The sequence below is a fragment of the Pseudomonas sp. S37 genome (assembly GCF_016658545.1).
Classification (GTDB): domain Bacteria; phylum Pseudomonadota; class Gammaproteobacteria; order Pseudomonadales; family Pseudomonadaceae; genus Aquipseudomonas.
The window spans coordinates 115,009-131,860 of sequence record NZ_JACVZC010000001.1 but is presented as its reverse complement, the minus strand read 5'-3'; the positions used below and the strand labels follow the sequence as shown (position 1 = coordinate 131,860).

Sequence of the window (16,852 nt, the reverse complement as noted above, 5' to 3'; positions counted from 1 at the left end):
AAACCGAAGATGGTCGCGCCCTAGCTCTCAAGCCGATGAATTGCCCAGGCGGCACCCTCCTCTATCGACACGGCCTCAAGAGCTATCGCGACTTGCCGATTCGCATGGGCGAATTCGGTAAAGTCCATCGGTATGAACCTTCCGGCTCTCTCCATGGATTGCTTCGGGTTCGTCACTTTACCCAGGACGACGCGCACATTTTCTGCGCTCCTGAACAGATGAACGAGGAGTGCCGATCCGTCGTGGCTTTAGTTCTGGACATCTATCGCCAGTTTGGCTTCGAGGAAGTGCGCATCAAGCTGTCTACTCGCCCTGCCAACCGAATCGGCAGTGACGCCACTTGGGATCAACTCGAGGGTGCGCTCATCCACTCTCTCGAAGAAATGAACCTCGTCTATCAGGTCAATCCTGGTGAAGGTGCCTTCTACGGGCCCAAGCTTGAGTTCGTTTTGCGCGACGCGATTGGCCGGGACTGGCAGTGCGGCACGCTCCAGGTCGATATGAACCTCCCTGAACGATTCGGCATTGAATACGTTGACGAAGATGTGGGCAGAGGATACGCCGCTGCCCGGAAAATTGCTGTTTTAACAACTGCACGCCCGAAACCTCACCTTGCACACCGCCAGGTTAATGAAGAGCATCCTGAAATATTTAAAGCCAGATGAGTTAGATACAAGCAAAAAACCTCGCCTTGCTCGTGACATCACAGCAGGCTGAATATTTACTGCGCAATGAGAGCGGAATCAATACCGTTGATACTGTTTTTATTAGGCAACACATAGAGCTCATCACTTGTCAGCTCATGCAAAAGCTCTTCACGCAGCAAATGAAACTCGTACTGACTACGACTACGTGGTCGAGGCAGGTTAACTTTGATGATACGCTTGATACGTCCTGGACGAGGAGCCATCACAACAATTCGATCGGCGAGAAAGATTGCTTCTTCCGCGTCATGAGTGACCATCACAGTCGTGATCTTGGACTGTTCACGAATCTGAAGCAGCTCATTTTGCATTTGCTGACGAATGAGCGCGTCCAGCGCGCCGAAAGGCTCATCCAACAGCAAGATGCGTGGGCTCCCCACTAGACCTCGAGCGATAGCCACCCTTTGGGCCATTCCGCCGGACAATTGATGCGGATAGGCACGAGAAAACTCGCTAAGACCTACCAGGTCGATAAACTCCATTACTTTCCGCTTTTTCTGCTCGTTAGTAGAGCCATCATTTACTAACCCCAAGCCGACATTACCCTCCACTGTCAGCCATGGAAAAAGCCGATGCTCTTGAAACACCATGCCGCAACCCGCACCAACTACTTCAACTCTCCTCCCATCCACGCGTATATCACCGCTATAGTCAGTCTCCAAACCAACCAATAGACGTAATAGAGTAGATTTACCGCACCCACTGGCGCCCACGACTGCAATGAACTCACCTTCTGAAACTTCCAAGTTAAAATCATTGATCGCCTGGAATATTCCTCCGTCGATATTGAAAGCTTTTCCAACATTAGTAAAGCTAACGATTGGATGAGTCATGCTTGCCTCCAGCGCGTGACACGCGCCTCTATACGGTGCCCGAGGTGGTTGATCATCCCGCCAGTGATCCCAACCAGCAGCATCGCAGCCATAATCTTGTCCATATCCATTAGTTGTTGCGCCCCAATCATTAGGCTACCAATACCACCATTCGACGGCATGAAGTATTCGGAGCCGATTGCTCCTAGCCAAGAATAAATCAGACTCAGACGCAATCCACTGCAGATGCCGGGCGCAGCGCCGGGCAACACAAATTTCCTGAGGCGTTGCTGCAGGTTCAGCCCTAGCACTAGCGCGACCTCATTCAATTGCTCTGACTGGCTAGCGACGCTCCGATGAGTGGCGATATATAATGGAAAAAACGCCGCGAATGATACGAACACCCACTTCGCCGACTCGCCTAATCCGAACCAAGCAGTTAGCAGTGGAACCCAAGCGAAGATCGCGATTTGCCTTAGGGCTCCCAAACTTGGGCCAAATAGTCGCTCAGCAGGCCGGGATAACCCTAGAAGCAGGCCCGCGGCTAATCCAAAAAAGCCCCCGATGAGCAAGCCCATAAGTGCTCGGGTAAGACTGGAGGAAATGGCGTGCAGCAAACTGGCATCGAGCATGCCTGCAAAGAGAGTTCCCAAGACTCGCAAGGGCGATACCAATATCTCCCGATCAACCCAATGGAGCTGGTACGCGGTTTGCCACAATACCAACAGTGTCAGGGGCAGATACAAAGCTGTAAGACTCTGCCGACCGCCAGGGCGGTGAAAGCGCTTGAGCCGTGAGGTCGGTGGATGTGGCCAGTGAACTGTTTTCTGATCAACCCAGCCAATCAACAGATCCAAAACCACTCCAATCAAGCCAATCACAGCGATGCATACAAATACGATGTCGAGCATAAACAACTGCCGAGCCCAGACCATTAGGTAACCGATGCCCTCACTCGATGCCAATAGCTCCACTGCCAGCAAGGATGACCAGCCCGCAGAGAGCGCCAAACGCACTCCAGCCATGAATGATGGCATTGCGGCGGGGATGATCAACCGACGGATGAGCATCAATTTAGGCAGACGCAACACCGCAGCGGCCTCCCGCAAGCCTGGTTGAGCATCGCGTACGCCTACAAGAGTGTGTAGCGTGATCGGAACCACAACGGCTTTGATAAGCACCATGAGTTTTAGTAACTCACCGATTCCGAAGAAAACCATAAACAGTGGAATCCATGCCAGCGTCGGAATCTGCGCCAATGCGCTGAAGGTCGGGAGCACCAGATTCTGCAGTCTCGAACTGGCGCCTAGGCAAGCACCGAGCAGCGCGCCGAAGCTAATGCCTGCCAGCAGGCCGAGCCCCAGACGTAGAAGGCTCACTGCAATATTTTGCCAGATTTCCCCGCGGCCTAATTCTAGTGCGGTTAGCCAAACCCCCCCCGGCGACGGAAGAATTTGCGCACTCATCAGGTGGTCTCGGGCAGCGATCCACCACAGCGCGAAGATGAGCAATGGCACATAGGCGCCGCTCAGACGGACAGTAAAAACAATCCACCATGGATGCCAACGAGGTGACACAGAAAGGGTTCGGTCACCAAGCATTCGACTCTCCGAAGGTTGGCGTGTAGGTTACAAACCAGCGATCAAATACTCGCATCAACTTACTATTAAACATGTGAACTGGTCTTTGAGTTAAAAGACGTCATTAGTACCGTCTTCTGCAAAAACCGCCAATGCTTTATCCGAATATTTTCTATGCCACACATGCATAACTGCACCGCCTCATAAAATTTAATACGACTTGAGGCATCGCTCTGCGCATATTTTCTACAAAACGAGATATATACGAGAAATATGCATGAGCATTCTAAAACGTCAAGCAGCGACCCCAGCAACCATAGTCAAACATTGAATTTTATAACAAAAAACGTATTCCTAAATAAGGACATAGACGCTTTAGGATAAATAAGATATCAAAATAGCTCACCAGCATTATTAAAAATGCTAAACGGTACTTTGAATTTTAGAACCCTCACACATAGACGGAGCGCAACAACAATAGCTTATTGCAAACATCCATACAGCAAAAAATTTAAGCATGTTTTAACCTATTTCAAGCAGCACAGTGCGACTTATCTAGCCCAACAATTATATCAATCATCGCTCGCGCCGCAGGAGATAGGCGGAAGCCTGCACGACTAATAATCCCGAAAATTGCTGAGCCACCAGGTTGTTCGCCCGGAAAATTGCGGAAACGCAGACGCACCAACGATCCAGGAAGAATATCTTGCTCATAGTGTTCCTCCGTGCTCATGCCGACCGCATCAGTGTTCCGTACAATCTTAGCCAGGCTACTGAAATCATCGGTTTGTATCGCTAGAGCGAAATCCAAACGGCCACTGGTTGCAGCAAGGCGTTTACGGGCTCCTGGAGGCAACATCGCACTTGCTAACGGATAATCGAAAATATCGTCAGGAGACAAGTTAGTCTTGGATAACAATGGGTGTCCCGGCCTGCAAAAAAACACTCCGCGTCGTGGTGTGAGTGGCTGAGTATGAAAATTAGGATCTGACTCGAAATGGCGAATATCGGCAACAAAAAACTCAATCTCCTCTCGATTCAAACTACGACTTAGTTTTTCCCAGTTAGAAGTTTCGAATCTGACTCGGACACCCGGATAAGCTGCCGCAAATCCCGCTACGGCGTCCGGAACTAGTTTCACCGCCGGAGCAGGGCCACAACCAAAGTGAAGCTCACCGGCATCGAGCTTCGTCATTTGAGCTACTTCTCGGGTTAACTGATTAGCGTCTTTTAGTATATTGAGTGCATGGTGTAATACTACATGACCCTCCGGCGTCGGACGCAGATCTTTGCTGCCACGATCTATCAATACGCAACCAAATTCCTGTTCCAATCCCTGGATACTGCGACTGAAGGCTGGTTGTGTGATTCCCATGGCGTCAGCTCCCCGTACGAAGCTGCGATGTTCGTTAAGAGCGATGAAGTAGCGAAGCTGGCGTAAATCCATATGCGTTCCCGGCATCTAAAAAATAGGTCGAAAGTATTGGCCCTAAGCCAGACAGAGGTTTTAAATGCTGACTCTTATGCCGTCAACAAAGCTTTAGATCTTTGTTTAGATCATAAAGGCATATGAGCCTAACTTCGCCGCGTGTAGAACCGACCAAGCCTGGAGGCTCGTCCTTGAGCAGTACTACCAAAATTTTCAAACACACCAACTACAGCTATACCGACCACCGAGTGTCAAGGGGCGTAGGTGCTGCAATGAGAATAGTAACGTCGAGTGGAAGGCGTGACTCGCTCGACCAGGAAACACACCATCACTCGAGTCTAAAGCGCTTGTTCTCGAGGAATGGTCACGGTTAGACGATCAGAGCCATAACGATATTTCGCTCACCCTAACTTTCAACTTTTTTAGTATTGCCTGCGAGTGGAAACAGATAAGCATGTAGCTAGCACCCCACGCAGCTTTATGGCGCCATCCCAATAAAAAAGAAACAACTAACATAGACGCAGATTTATCACAACAAATTAACCAAGCCCCCAAATTCGAGTCGAAAAATTCGAGATGGCTTGGGTAATGGGTGTGATTACGTCCCAAGGAACTTCAATGACTTATTTATCGCGTATTTCCACGAAACCAATTTTTCCGCTTAAAACCTTACCAGCGACTTTATTGCTAGCAAGCTACATCGCCTGCTCACCAGCACATGCTTCGGAGGATCCCGCTAGCAAAGAGCCCGAAGCGGCAAGCGATGCAACGTTGGATAATACACGCCTGAAAGCAGTGACGGTAACTGCCCGCCGTCGCGAGGAAAGTGCTCAGGATGTACCGGCTACGATGAGTGTTATAAGCGGACAGGCGTTAGAGAACCAGCGAGTTTACCGCATACAAGATCTTCAGCAGTTGACACCTAGTCTAAACGTGGCCTACATGCATGCTAGGCAGTCAAGCGTATCAATTCGCGGACTAGGCAACAACCCCGGTAGCGATGGGTTAGAAGGAAGCGCCGGATTGTACATTGATAATGTCTATTTAGGAAGGCCAGGGATGGCAGTGTTTGACCTAATGGACATCGAACAGCTTGAAGTACTGCGCGGCCCACAGGGTACTCTGTTCGGCAAGAACACAACCGCTGGGGTAGTCAATATTAGCACTCGGTTGCCGAGCTTTACACCTGAGCGGAGCATCGAAACTTCATTCGGAGAGGATGGTTTCTTCCAGACAAAAGGGACTATTTCCGGGCCTATTTCCGAAGTGATGGCCGGACGCTTTTCGGCGTACCGAAGTCGCAGCGATGGTGACCTGAAAAATGAATATAATGGCCATGACCTCAATGGCGGTTCTCGAGAGGGGTTTAAAGGTCAATTACTATACAAACCTAGTGAAGACTTCAGTTTACGCATCATAGGCGACTACAATGAGGAGTCTTCTAGCGCCGGCACACATCCACTCTACAGCACGGGCCCAACTATTAATGGCGTCAACCGCTTTGAATCCCGAGCTGCTGCCGTCGGCGCCACACTAGTTGATGGACGCAAGCGCAGAGTCAATATAGATGGAGTTCAGCGCGTTACAGTGCACCAAGGTGGGCTATCGGCAGAGGCGAATTGGAAGCTATCTAGTGACTTCACTCTTACATCCGTCAGCGCTTACCGATGGTGGGATTTCAGCCCTCGTAACGATGACACGTTAAATGTACCAGTCACTAACAACAGTGGCGTGTCGGTTCAGGATAAACAATGGTCACAAGAGTTCAGGCTGGCTTCTCCTATTGGTGGCACATTTGATTACGTTCTGGGAGCCTACTATTTCGGATCTGATTTAGACAATGAAACTAAAATCAGTAATGGCCCTCTGGCCGACCTATGGAATGGAACTCCAACTGGCGCTCTATCGAACGTTCAAAGCCTTGGCAAGGGGCATATTGAAACCAACAGCTTCGCGCTGTTCAGCCAAGGGACATGGCACCTTACGCCAAAATTGGACTTCACCGCGGGCTTGCGGGGTACGTACGAAGAGAAAGACGCCTGGGTCAATCGTAGCCCATCAATTGGCGGCGAGCCAGTTTCAGGCGCTGCATTAGTATCCCGAAACGCTCGGTTCGGAGCGTATGAATCTGGGAGTTTAAATCAATATAGTTTCAGTCCATCTGGACTATTAAGCTTAAGCTATATCTTCAACGAAGATCTTCTCGGTTATGTGACACTTTCGCACGGCGAAAAATCCGGTGGTGTTAACCTTTCTGTCGGCACCGCGCCTACAGCAGGGGCAGAGTCATTAGAGATCGGCAGCGAGCGTGCGAACAACCTTGAATTGGGCATCAAAAGTACTTTACTTGACAACCGCCTCCAACTGAACGGCAACTTGTTCTGGACTCGAGTCAATGGTTATCAGACCACTGGGTATGACGAAGCTAATCGTGTCCAGTATTTAACCAATGCTGGTTCAGTTAGGTCTCGCGGGGCAGAATTAGAAGCCACGCTCATCCCGCTACGTGGCCTGACGATAAACGTCAATGGCTCTTATAACGATGTACGCTATCTTTCTTATAAAGATGCCCCTTGCCCTCCCGAGGTAGCCTATCAACCCGGAGCCCCAGCATCTTGTGATCTCAGCGGTAATCAAGTAGTAGGCGCTTCAAAATGGATCGCCAACATCAACAGCGTGTATGAATGGCATTGGGGCGATAACCTAGTGCCATATGTCACAGGTAGCTACGCTTATCGCTCTAAAGCTGTAGGCACCGTAGAGGATTCATCTTATGCGAAAATCCCCGCATATGGCGTAGCCAATTTTTCAACAGGATTACGAGGTAACTGGGGGCAAGGCCAATGGGATTTATCATTGTGGGTCAAAAACGCCTTCGACAAGACCTACTACACTACATTTTTCAATGAAATCAATGGTGGCTATTCAGGATTCTTGGGCACACCCCGAACTTTGGGCGCAACAGCGCGGTATGACTTCTGACGAAGCGAATAGAATAAATATCTAGAACACCAGAATTAGAGGCCGCCCTGCGGCCTCCTTGACCGGGGATTGTCTGCTCCCAACGCAGCCCGTTGACACACTCGACTAAGAATACTCACAGCGCAATCCAATGCTCAACTATCTTAGATAAATGAGGCATAAATGAGCCAAGATAGATCTTCGACCCACCTCCCAACACCTAATACACTTCAATCATTGAATGATTTGAAGCCACAAGCGGAATTGTTCTCCTCCGCGCTGCTTACGAAAGAAAATAAAGAGCTAGAAAATTTATGCTTGCGCCTGTTCAATTCGCCAAACATCCAAGCAACTATCGAAAAGCTGGAAAAACAACTTGGCTCATTGCCACTGGCCCAAACAGCTGACGCTCAAAAGACGCTACCTTCAGCAGTTCGCGAGTTAGCAATGGGGGCTATCTCGTACTTGGCCGCAGACGACCCACAGCGGCCTAATATAATGCTACATGAGAGCCCTCCCAGAAGGGATTGGCCAGGCGCACGATACATTGTTGACAACCCCGACAACGTTTATCGCATCGTTGCAATTGATAGTCATAGTCAGTACCTAATTACTGGGAAATTAGGAAGCGCACCACCATCACAGTATCTTTTTGAGCTCACCAGCAGTTGGAAGGGCATGACTGGAGAGAATCATATTGCGATGTTAGCTAACCATGAAGTTCTAGTAGGATTCGATGGTTTTTTTGAGATAACCATCGACAATCAGCCTGCAAATGGAAGAGCTAACCACATACAGAGTACCGCCGATGCAAAATACCTCATGATTAGGGATGTCCTGTCTGACTGGGCTAAGCAATCACCCAACCGCTTAAGCATTCGGCGGGTCTCTGGCCCTTCACTTCAGCCGAGGAGAGCATTTGACAAACTTACAAAAGATGCTGAGGCGCTTGTTCCAGAGTTCGTTGACTACTGGCTTCCTATTCTCAGCAGCATTCAACCTGTGATCGACGGTGAGATACCTGAACTCCTGCTGCGAACTGGGGGCTGGGGATGGGTCGTCAATCGGCGCTTTACACTCGTTGAAGATGAGGTTTTAGTCATCACAGTAGATCCTGGATCAGCCAATTATATCGGTACTCAAGTTATGGATCCGTGGGCTCGTTCTCGGAATTACATCAATAAAACAGGCAGCCTGAATGGAGCACAGGCAGTGTCAAACCCCGATGGCACTTACACTTACGTGCTATCGAATACAGATCCCAAATTTGTGAACTGGCTATCAACCGATGGGCTCCTTAACGGGTATGTATCGATTCGAGTGCAAGGAATACCCTCAGGTGGCAGTATTGGTGGAGTGAAGTCATTCCACATTCTATCCATTGAAGATTTACCTGACCGAATTACCAGGCGCCACTCATCTAGTATAAGCCAAACGTTGCTGGACAAGCGAATGACAAGCTATTCAAGGCGTAATGATTCGTAGTTAGTGAGGTATAATGAGTAAGTGCTGGCATGGCTGAGACCAAAATCGATCATCTTAGATTGTGCTGCTAAAACCCAGGCCTTGTTGCAAGAGCCCGGGTTACGTGTACGGCTGCAGGCCGATCAGGCCAGCTTTTCCAGCTCAGGAACCGCTTCGAACAAGTCAGCGACTAGGCCGTAGTCGGCTACCTGGAAGATCGGCGCTTCTTCGTCCTTGTTGATCGCAACGATCACCTTGGAGTCCTTCATGCCGGCCAAGTGCTGGATCGCGCCGGAAATACCGACGGCGATATACAGCTGTGGCGCAACGATCTTGCCGGTCTTGCCGACCTGCGTATCGTTCGGCACAAAGCCTGCGTCGACCGCAGCGCGCGAGGCACCGACGGCAGCGCCGAGCTTGTCGGCCAGGCTGTACAGGTGCTTGAAGTTGTCACCGTTGCCCAAGCCGCGGCCACCGGATACAACGACCCTCGCAGCGGTCAACTTCGGGCGGTCGGACTTGGCCAGCGCTTCACCGACGAAGATTGAGATACCCGCACTGTGCGTAGAGCAGACGGTTTCAACAGTCGCCGAGCCACCTTCAGCGCCTATTGCGTCGAAGCCGGTGGTGCGCACAGTTATGACCTTGACCGTAGCGCTCCATTGCACGGTGGCAATGGTGTTACCGGCATAAATCGGGCGTTTGAAGGTGTCTGCAGATTCTACCGAGATGATTTCGGAGATCTGGTCGACGTCCCGCAGCGCGGCAACGCGTGGCAAGATGTTCTTGCTGTTGGTAGTGACCGGGGCCAGCACGTGGCTGTAACTCTTGGCCAACTCGACCAGCAGCGGCGCTACGTTTTCTGGCAGAGCGTGGGTGTAGACAGCGTTATGGCAACCAGCACCTTGGCCACGCTTGCGATCCTGGCGGCGGATTCGGCGATGCCACCGACGTTCTGGCCAACGACCAGGACGTGCACATCACCACCGATCTTGGCGGCAGCGGCAACAGTGTTCAGGGTGGCCGGGCTACGGCACCATTCTCGTATTCAGCGACAACCAAGATAGTCATTTAGATCACCTTCGCTTCGTTCTTCAGCTTCTCGACCAGTTCGGCCACCGATTTGACCTTGATGCCAGCGCTGCGGGCAGCCAGCGCTTCAACTTTCACGGTCTTGGGTCGAAACGAGGGAAACGCCCAGATCGTCAGGCTTGACGGTCTCCAGCGGCTTCTTCCTGGCCTTCATGATGTTCGGCAGCGACGCATAGCGTGGCTCGTTCAGGCGCAGGTCATCTCTCCCACGACGGAGAACGCGACTACACAATCCTCAGCAGCGTTCACCGCAGGCAAGATTTCTTGCGAGCTCTGCTCTCGACTTACACCTGACCCGTAACCGTCGCAATTCCAACGCCTCCCAGAGGCGCTGGCTGCACTACATCGCTCCGGTGAGAAACGATCTTTACAGGGGCGTCCGAAGTCGACCGTGCAGAGGCACTGGCACTGACTCCGAGGGTTGTGCAGCAAGCGGTATTGGCAAAAATTCTATGGCCGTCCAACTAGTCAACCAGCCCCCCTAATTGCGCCATGCTTTTTTCTCCTAGGGGTTGGCTTAAAGCACTGGCCTAGGAAATTGCAAGATAGGGTTTGAAGAGACAATCACCAGTGGTGTCTAGCTCGCGAAATCGCAACGTAAAAGAGCTTGGCCGAGGCGAAGCGCTCGGTCAGAAAATGAGCAGCATCCGGTATGAGCACATGATCGAACTCCAGCCCTTTTAGCAGCAGCGGTGTTGATATAACTCACTTGATAGGAGATCGACCGGTATGGCTGAGTCACTGTCGAGCATGTTGGCAGCCCTGAGTCAAAGACTCACTTCTCCCATAAGCCAGTTCGATGAGTGAGCGCTTTGCATCACCGAGAAGCTCACCTCTACACACTGTTTTAGCCTCTCCAGGTTGGTATTGCTGGCCCCTGACAATCATCCATTGGCACAGGACTTCAATGGTGACTTGGCATCTCTCCGACAAGAGAAATTCATCTTTCTGGAAGACCCTGCTGGGATAGGCCTCACCTCACACACTCTCCAGCTATGCCGTCAGTACCAGTTGCACCCCTCTAACATCATGTATGTGCCGTCCTTGATGAGCATTCCTGGCCTGATAGCCGCTGGCATCGGGATCAGTATTCTTCCTGAGACCCTTACACAATTGAGCATGCCGGGCATCCGCACTCTGGAACTGAGTCAGCCAGACATGCAGAGCGAATTGTCGCTCATCACTCGAGTGGACGAACGATCGCGAGCAGTCATGCATTTTCTGGGGGAAGCGGAGAAGTGGCTGAACTGAAAACAGCAGGAGCACCCGCCATCAACCCCTCTCCATTTTTCTGCACCTGCAGTGATCTGAGACTACCCAATGCCACGCGGCTTGCCGGAATGTCAGCCTTTTCACGTTCTCGAACGCACCACTACACCGGTTTATTGCTACGGCACATGCCCAACCGTAGGTGCTCCCCCTGGAAATAGACGTTGATCACTGAGCTTTTCCAGTAAGAAGTCATAGACCAACCTTACTCTCCGCGGCGCAGGCCCTGGGCGCGTCCGGTAGAGAACCAGATCGAGTGGTTGCGGAGCATGATCTGACATCACCTCAACGAGGGTGCCTTGCGACAAATGAGGCTCAGCCAAGTAAAGAGGCATTTGAGCAAACACGCCCCCCTGCAGCACCATTTCCAACTCAGTTTCCGGGTCATCGCATGTGAAGCCAGGTTGCTCGGGAATGAAGCTCTCCTCGTTGGGAAAAATCCACGGCCAACCGCGTCCGGATCTACGATCCTGAAGCAGCGATAGAGGCATGGTCTTCAGCTCCATAAGACTCAATGGCGCTCCAGCACTGGCTATGAGCTCAGGTGCGGCCACGACAAGCAACGGAACGCTTGCCACCGTCCTCGCGATGAATCGACGATCGCGGACAGTACCCACTCGAATCCCGATATCGATTTTGGATGCCACCGAATCCGTTAGCTCATCGTCCAGAGTTAGGTCGATGCTCAGTTTCGGATACTGCCGACGTAACTCAGCCAGGAAACGGGCTAGGTAGAGCTTGCCGATCGCATGCGGTGCAGTCAGTCCCACTCGCCCCATGATCTCTTGCCCATCACCGCGATCCGCTCTAGAGAAGAGCTGGTCAAAGCCTTCTATTGCCGCCCTCGCTTCTTGCGCGAGCTCCCTTCCGAAATCTGTGATTCTCATCTGTCGCGTGCTGCGGTGGAACAGCGACTCGCCCATGAGTCGTTCAAACTCCTGCACCGCCCGGGTAACTTTCTGAGGCGATGTTCCTAGGTGATTCGCAGCTTCGCGAAAGGATGAACAATCAACGACCGCCAAAAAAACCCTCACCATCTCAAGCCGATTCAGCACGTTATTGTTCCATATTTTGGAATTTTAAAATCCTGAATATTCCATTCTCTGTGATGATTTGACAACTCATAATCGGTGTCATCTCCACCTAATGAGGCTTCTGAAATGAGCAAAGGTATCGAAGGAAAGGTCGTCGTCATCACGGGTGCAAGCAGCGGCCTGGGTGAGACCACTGCTCGCCACTTGGCCAGCAAGGGCGCTTTGGTCGTGTTGGCTGCACGACGCGAAGATCGCCTCAAAGCAATTGCTGCAGAAATCGAAGCCAGCGGTGGAAAAGCCACGGCGCTCGTGGTGGACGTCACACGTCGTGAGGACTTGATTTCCCTCGTGCAACACGCAGTGGACACGTTTGGCCGTTTGGATGTGATGATCAACAATGCTGGCCTAATGGCGATCGCGCCTATTTCTGAACTGCGGGTTGATGAATGGGATCGGATGATCGACATCAACATCAAGGGGGTGATGTATGGCATTGCTGCCGCCCTACCCCTGTTTGAAAAGCAAGGGTCGGGTCACTTCATCAACGTCTCGTCTGTTGCGGGCATCAAGGTCTTTAGCCCTGGCGGTTCGGTCTACAGCGGTACGAAATACGCAGTCCGGGCGATCTCGGAAGGTTTGCGCCATGAGGTAGGGAAGAACATCCGTACCACCACCATCGAGCCAGGCGCGGTCGATTCCGAGCTGAAATTCGGTAGTGGTCACGAAGCCAGTGCACAGGCGGTGGCTGACTTCTACAAGAACGCAATTCCTGCAGAGTCTGTAGCGCGAGCCATCGCATTTGCCATCGAACAACCGGCGGATGTGGACATCAATGAAATTGTCCTGCGTCCAACATCTCAGGATTTCTGATCGAGAGGATAGTGAAATGAAAGTTTTGATAGTCCTTACATCGCACGATCAACTGGGCGACACCGGCCTGAAAACGGGCTTCTGGCTGGAGGAGTTCGCTGCACCTTACTACGTCTTCAAAGACGCAGGTGCCGAGGTTGTGCTGGCATCCCCAGCGGGTGGGCAACCGCCACTCGATCCGAAAAGTGAACTGCCTGATTTCCAAACCGACATGACGCGCCGGTTCAATGCTGACCTAGCCGCCCAGAAGGCATTGTCAGCAACCATCAAGCTCGATACGGTCAGTGCGGAAGACTTTGACACAGTATTCTATCCAGGTGGGCATGGCCCTCTGTGGGATCTCGCAGAGTCGAAAACCTCTGTCAACCTGATCGAATCATTCGAACGCGCCGGCAAGCCCATCGGGTTCGTATGCCACGCGCCTGGTGCACTTCGCCATGTTAAAGGTAGTGACGGATCCCCGTTGATCAAAGGCCGACGGGTAACGGGTTTCACCAACGGCGAAGAAGCCGCCGTGGAGTTGACCGACGTGGTGCCATTCCTGATCGAAGATGAGTTTCAGCGCCTGGGGGGCCATTATGAGAAGGGCCCAGATTGGGCTCCATTCATCGTCGAAGACGGCAAGTTGGTTACAGGTCAGAACCCAGCAAGCTCTGAAGGTGTGGCTAAAGCACTTCTCGCCCAAATGGAGTAATCGCTTGAGCTGGCCTGAGCTCACAGAGGGCTCAGGCCAGCTCGATACGGTCTTTGGCACATCGCCGCATAGCAAATTCCAATGCCTGATTCACGGAGCTTGCTTGAAAGCGACTCGATACACCTCAAAAGCCATGGTGTTCATCAATCAGGTTCGCGACCTCTCTAGCATGCATACGCCCTAGATCATGAGCAGCCTCGGGAAAAACTTTCAACCGAGCGCCAGGGATGCGTTGTGCTAACAACTGCCCGACCCGTAATGGGCTTATGGGATCTGAGCCACCCCATAGGAGCAATACCGGCATGCGTAGCTCATGCAGGCGAGCCGTGAGATCGGTTCGGTCATCCAGAAACCAGCGTGGTACGTTCGGGTAGTCAGTTTCGAACTCTGTCCGCCAGTCCTCGGCACCCATTGCAGAAACGTCCATTCCGCCCGAAGTGACAGCTAAGGTCAGATGGGTAATCAACTCAGGCCGCTCAAGGGCCATATGGATGGCTACGACTCCCCCCATGGATTGGGCTACCAATGCCGTGGGTCTATCGATTTCGTCCAATGCCAACGATGCAAGATGCTTCAGGCTAGTGATTTTCGGGCTGGGCGCTGTGTTGCCGAAGCCAGGCCATCCCATGTGGTGTGTGGGTATTGTTGATCTGAGTCTTTCAGCAACCGGATGCCAGAACTGGATGTTGCCAGAGGCTCCAGGTAGAAAGAAAACGCTTTCAGGGGTAGTCACAGCTCATCCTTGACTCTGTGTAGGCACAGCGCTTTTGTAGGCGCTGAATGGTATTACCACAGTGCCTGCTATTCGTTCGTTTGGCTAGGCCTGCGGAGTTCAAAGCATAAATTCAAGAAAGACCTTGCCACTTCACAGTACGTTCAAAGCGCACAGGCTAGGTTAAGGACGCTTGTGAAGATGTCAAATCCAACCTCTCAAGTAAGAACTGGCACGAACAAAAAACGGCCCTAAGGCCGTTTTTTAGCTTACCGCCAGTGCACGCGACAAATTACGACACCCAGCTCTCGACTTCGTCAGAACCGTATTCAGCTTTCCACTCTTTCAGAAGCTTGTGGTTGCCGCCTTTTGTTTCGATGATTTCCCCGTTATGCGGGTTTTTGTACTGCTTGACCTGACGGGCACGGCGAGGAGCCCTCTCTGCAGCTACCGGGGCAGCACGGCGACCAGCCTGCGGATCCAGCAGGTTGATGATATCTCTCAGACTGTAACCATACTTTGCAAGCAAATCGCGCAATTTGGTTTCAAACTCGATCTCGTTCTGAAGCTCACTGCTACCTTTCATGGCCTCCAATTCGGCTAATTGTGCGGCGAGTTTTTGCTCGAGCTGTCTGAATTCCGCCAGACGGGACATGTAAATACTCCAAAATGTGATGAGTGATCTGTAGAGAATCTTAACGCAGGTTAAGTTCAAATCCAAATGAAAATCAGGGCCACCAATCCTCGGGCTTCTTGCCACTGCTCCAGTAACCATATTCAGAATTTGGCAAATCCACAGACAAGTCGACAACCTTCTGAATATCTACTTTTAGAGGATCGAGCAGCTCGATTTTTTGCGTAGCCCAGCTAACCCAAATAGCCAGTGCCATTTGAGATGCTTCGTCCTGCGGTGACGCATCCATCGTCGCCTGAATAAACGCGCGCAGTCGCTGAGCTCGCTCCCAATTCTCCAGGTTTATCATTAAATTTTGACGCAGCTTTTCCTGACGACGCTGCTGATCAATCTTCTCTCTCCTTACCCGCTCCTCTTCGGCCCAACGACACCGATTGGTTTCGTCAGATGACCTTCGGGTTTTCACAGAGGCAGCAATTCGAACAAATCCTGTCAATATCTGACCAAGCTTCGATTCAAGCTTACCGGTCTTACTGTCCGTCCAAGTTTTTTGGATCAAAACCTCTGATCGTGCATCCACGATGAGGGATAGCACGCCAGTAGGTTCCCAGCCAAAGCGGGCTGCTCTCATAGATGTGAAATCAGGCTCCCCCCTCTGACCAGGCTTGAAAGGTTTGGGGGGCGGCGGAGGGATATCGTATCGTTTAATCCGCTCTTGTATCGTGATCAGTAAATCCTCACCGTCCAGGCGTACGAAGCTTCCATTGTCATTTACACCCCACGTGTAGCCCACGGCCTCACTCGCCCTGATCAGGCTGTCGAACAGAATCGCGCACCGGCCAATTTCCGTCGAAGAAATGTGGGAACTCAAAACCCGCGACTTCTCTACTACTAGCGCGCCGTTGAGCTCCTTGGCTTTCTTCGCTGCAGCGAGCCATTTGCTCACCAACGGATGCGGGTCTACCAATTCCGTTGGAACGATTAACGTGCCGAGGTCTTTGACTGGGCTCTGGGGCTTAGGTTTCTCAGATTTTGGGATATCCAGAACATGGAACGTGATGGGTATAGTGGAGACTGGCGGTTTTGGACGCCGGGGCCTTTTCGACTCTGGCTTAGCCCAGTGGCCGCGGGCAGGCAATGTGATCCCGGCCTTGCGGCAGGCCTTCGACAGGCCTACATCAGATACGCCAATTTCCTTGGCGATTATCAAAACCGGTCGTGCCCAGACCATCTCGAATAGCTGCTGAGGAGTGAAGCTCTTTTCGACGTACATCACTGATCCTTTGTAGCGCCCGAGGAGTTGTAGCAATCGGCGTAAGGCTTAGTATCTACTCGACAACGAATGTAATCAGGGCTGCCATCGCTGCATCAGACGGCCCACGTCTGGTCAACAGACGACCTCTCTCTCAACGAATCTGCTGAGCATGCATCCGCGTCAACGCTGAGCAGCTTGGCACTCATCGATGGTTTGATACTGCACAGCTCAGCACCCCACTCGCCCCCAGCAGAATGCTGTCGCATGAGCTACCAATCTTTAATGTCAGCCGTCACATTCCTAGGCATGCATACGCCAGACGTAGCTATCCCCATTAGGTAT

13 protein-coding genes and 3 pseudogenes are annotated in these 16,852 nt (G+C 51.7%); 6 read left to right on the top strand and 10 right to left on the bottom strand.

The window, feature by feature from the left end; all coding sequences use genetic code 11:
* Positions 1-2: 2 nt before the first annotated feature.
* Positions 3-542: pseudogene (locus IAE39_RS00550) on the top strand (aminoacyl--tRNA ligase-related protein); the annotation flags it as partial.
* A gap of 179 nt (positions 543-721) precedes the next feature.
* Here IAE39_RS00550 and IAE39_RS00545 read toward each other — a convergent pair.
* From IAE39_RS00545 to IAE39_RS00535, 3 genes are all read right to left on the bottom strand, one after another.
* Complete coding sequence (locus tag IAE39_RS00545; RefSeq protein ID WP_201198403.1) at positions 722-1,537, bottom strand: ABC transporter ATP-binding protein; 816 nt, start codon at positions 1,535-1,537, stop codon at positions 722-724.
* Positions 1,534-3,117 carry an ABC transporter permease gene (locus IAE39_RS00540; protein ID WP_201165509.1) on the bottom strand — a complete coding sequence of 528 codons (1,584 nt, stop codon included), beginning with the start codon at positions 3,115-3,117 and terminating at the stop codon, positions 1,534-1,536. Before IAE39_RS00540 ends, IAE39_RS00545 begins: the two co-directional genes overlap by 4 nt.
* A 511-nt stretch (positions 3,118-3,628) precedes the next feature.
* The gene (locus IAE39_RS00535) at positions 3,629-4,543 is read right to left on the bottom strand and encodes a LysR family transcriptional regulator (protein WP_201165511.1); all 915 of its coding nucleotides are present in this window, start codon (positions 4,541-4,543) and stop codon (positions 3,629-3,631) included.
* Between the two features lie 600 nt (positions 4,544-5,143).
* On the opposite strand from IAE39_RS00535, the gene IAE39_RS00530 reads away from it, so the two are divergent.
* Together IAE39_RS00530 and IAE39_RS00525 are read left to right on the top strand one after the other, a co-directional pair.
* Positions 5,144-7,507, top strand: a complete 2,364-nt coding sequence (locus tag IAE39_RS00530) for a TonB-dependent receptor (protein WP_201198401.1) — start codon at positions 5,144-5,146, stop codon at positions 7,505-7,507.
* 162 nt (positions 7,508-7,669) lie between these two features.
* Positions 7,670-8,971, top strand: coding sequence for a hypothetical protein (locus IAE39_RS00525; protein ID WP_201198399.1), 1,302 nt, complete (start codon positions 7,670-7,672; stop codon positions 8,969-8,971).
* 122 nt (positions 8,972-9,093) lie between these two features.
* On the opposite strand, the pseudogene IAE39_RS00520 reads toward IAE39_RS00525, so the two are convergent.
* The 3 genes and pseudogenes from IAE39_RS00520 to IAE39_RS29575 form a co-directional block, all read right to left on the bottom strand.
* A pseudogene (locus IAE39_RS00520) lies at positions 9,094-10,021 on the bottom strand (electron transfer flavoprotein subunit alpha/FixB family protein).
* Positions 10,022-10,241 (bottom strand): annotated as a pseudogene (locus IAE39_RS00515) (electron transfer flavoprotein subunit beta/FixA family protein); the annotation flags it as partial.
* 365 nt (positions 10,242-10,606) lie between these two features.
* A complete protein-coding gene (locus IAE39_RS29575) occupies positions 10,607-10,702 on the bottom strand; it encodes a hypothetical protein (protein ID WP_328804914.1) in 96 nt (31 codons plus the stop codon).
* 207 nt (positions 10,703-10,909) lie between these two features.
* On the opposite strand from IAE39_RS29575, the gene IAE39_RS00505 reads away from it, so the two are divergent.
* Entirely contained in the window at positions 10,910-11,293 is a 384-nt protein-coding gene (locus IAE39_RS00505) for a LysR family substrate-binding domain-containing protein (RefSeq protein WP_236404152.1), read from the top strand.
* Between the two features lie 137 nt (positions 11,294-11,430).
* On the opposite strand, the gene IAE39_RS00500 is transcribed toward IAE39_RS00505, so the two are convergent.
* Entirely contained in the window at positions 11,431-12,348 is a 918-nt protein-coding gene (locus IAE39_RS00500) for a LysR family transcriptional regulator (protein ID WP_236408527.1), read from the bottom strand.
* Positions 12,349-12,471: 123 nt separating this feature from the next.
* Between IAE39_RS00500 and IAE39_RS00495 the strand changes: the two genes are divergently transcribed.
* Positions 12,472-13,215, top strand: coding sequence for an SDR family oxidoreductase (locus tag IAE39_RS00495; protein ID WP_201165519.1), 744 nt, complete (start codon positions 12,472-12,474; stop codon positions 13,213-13,215).
* A 16-nt stretch (positions 13,216-13,231) separates the two neighbouring features.
* Positions 13,232-13,909 carry a type 1 glutamine amidotransferase domain-containing protein gene (locus tag IAE39_RS00490; protein WP_201165522.1) on the top strand — a complete coding sequence of 226 codons (678 nt, stop codon included), beginning with the start codon at positions 13,232-13,234 and terminating at the stop codon, positions 13,907-13,909.
* A gap of 124 nt (positions 13,910-14,033) precedes the next feature.
* Here the strand turns inward: IAE39_RS00490 and IAE39_RS29945 are convergent, their stop codons facing one another.
* The 3 genes from IAE39_RS29945 to IAE39_RS00475 all read right to left on the bottom strand — a co-directional run bounded on the left by IAE39_RS29945 (position 14,034) and on the right by IAE39_RS00475 (position 16,528).
* On the bottom strand, positions 14,034-14,642 hold the full coding sequence (locus tag IAE39_RS29945) for an alpha/beta fold hydrolase (protein WP_201198395.1): 609 nt from the start codon (positions 14,640-14,642) through the stop codon (positions 14,034-14,036).
* 271 nt (positions 14,643-14,913) lie between these two features.
* The gene (locus tag IAE39_RS00480) at positions 14,914-15,276 is read right to left on the bottom strand and encodes a histone-like nucleoid-structuring protein, MvaT/MvaU family (protein WP_201198394.1); all 363 of its coding nucleotides are present in this window, start codon (positions 15,274-15,276) and stop codon (positions 14,914-14,916) included.
* A gap of 73 nt (positions 15,277-15,349) precedes the next feature.
* A complete protein-coding gene (locus tag IAE39_RS00475; RefSeq protein WP_201198393.1) occupies positions 15,350-16,528 on the bottom strand; it encodes a hypothetical protein in 1,179 nt (392 codons plus the stop codon).
* Between the last annotated feature and the right edge of the window lie 324 nt (positions 16,529-16,852).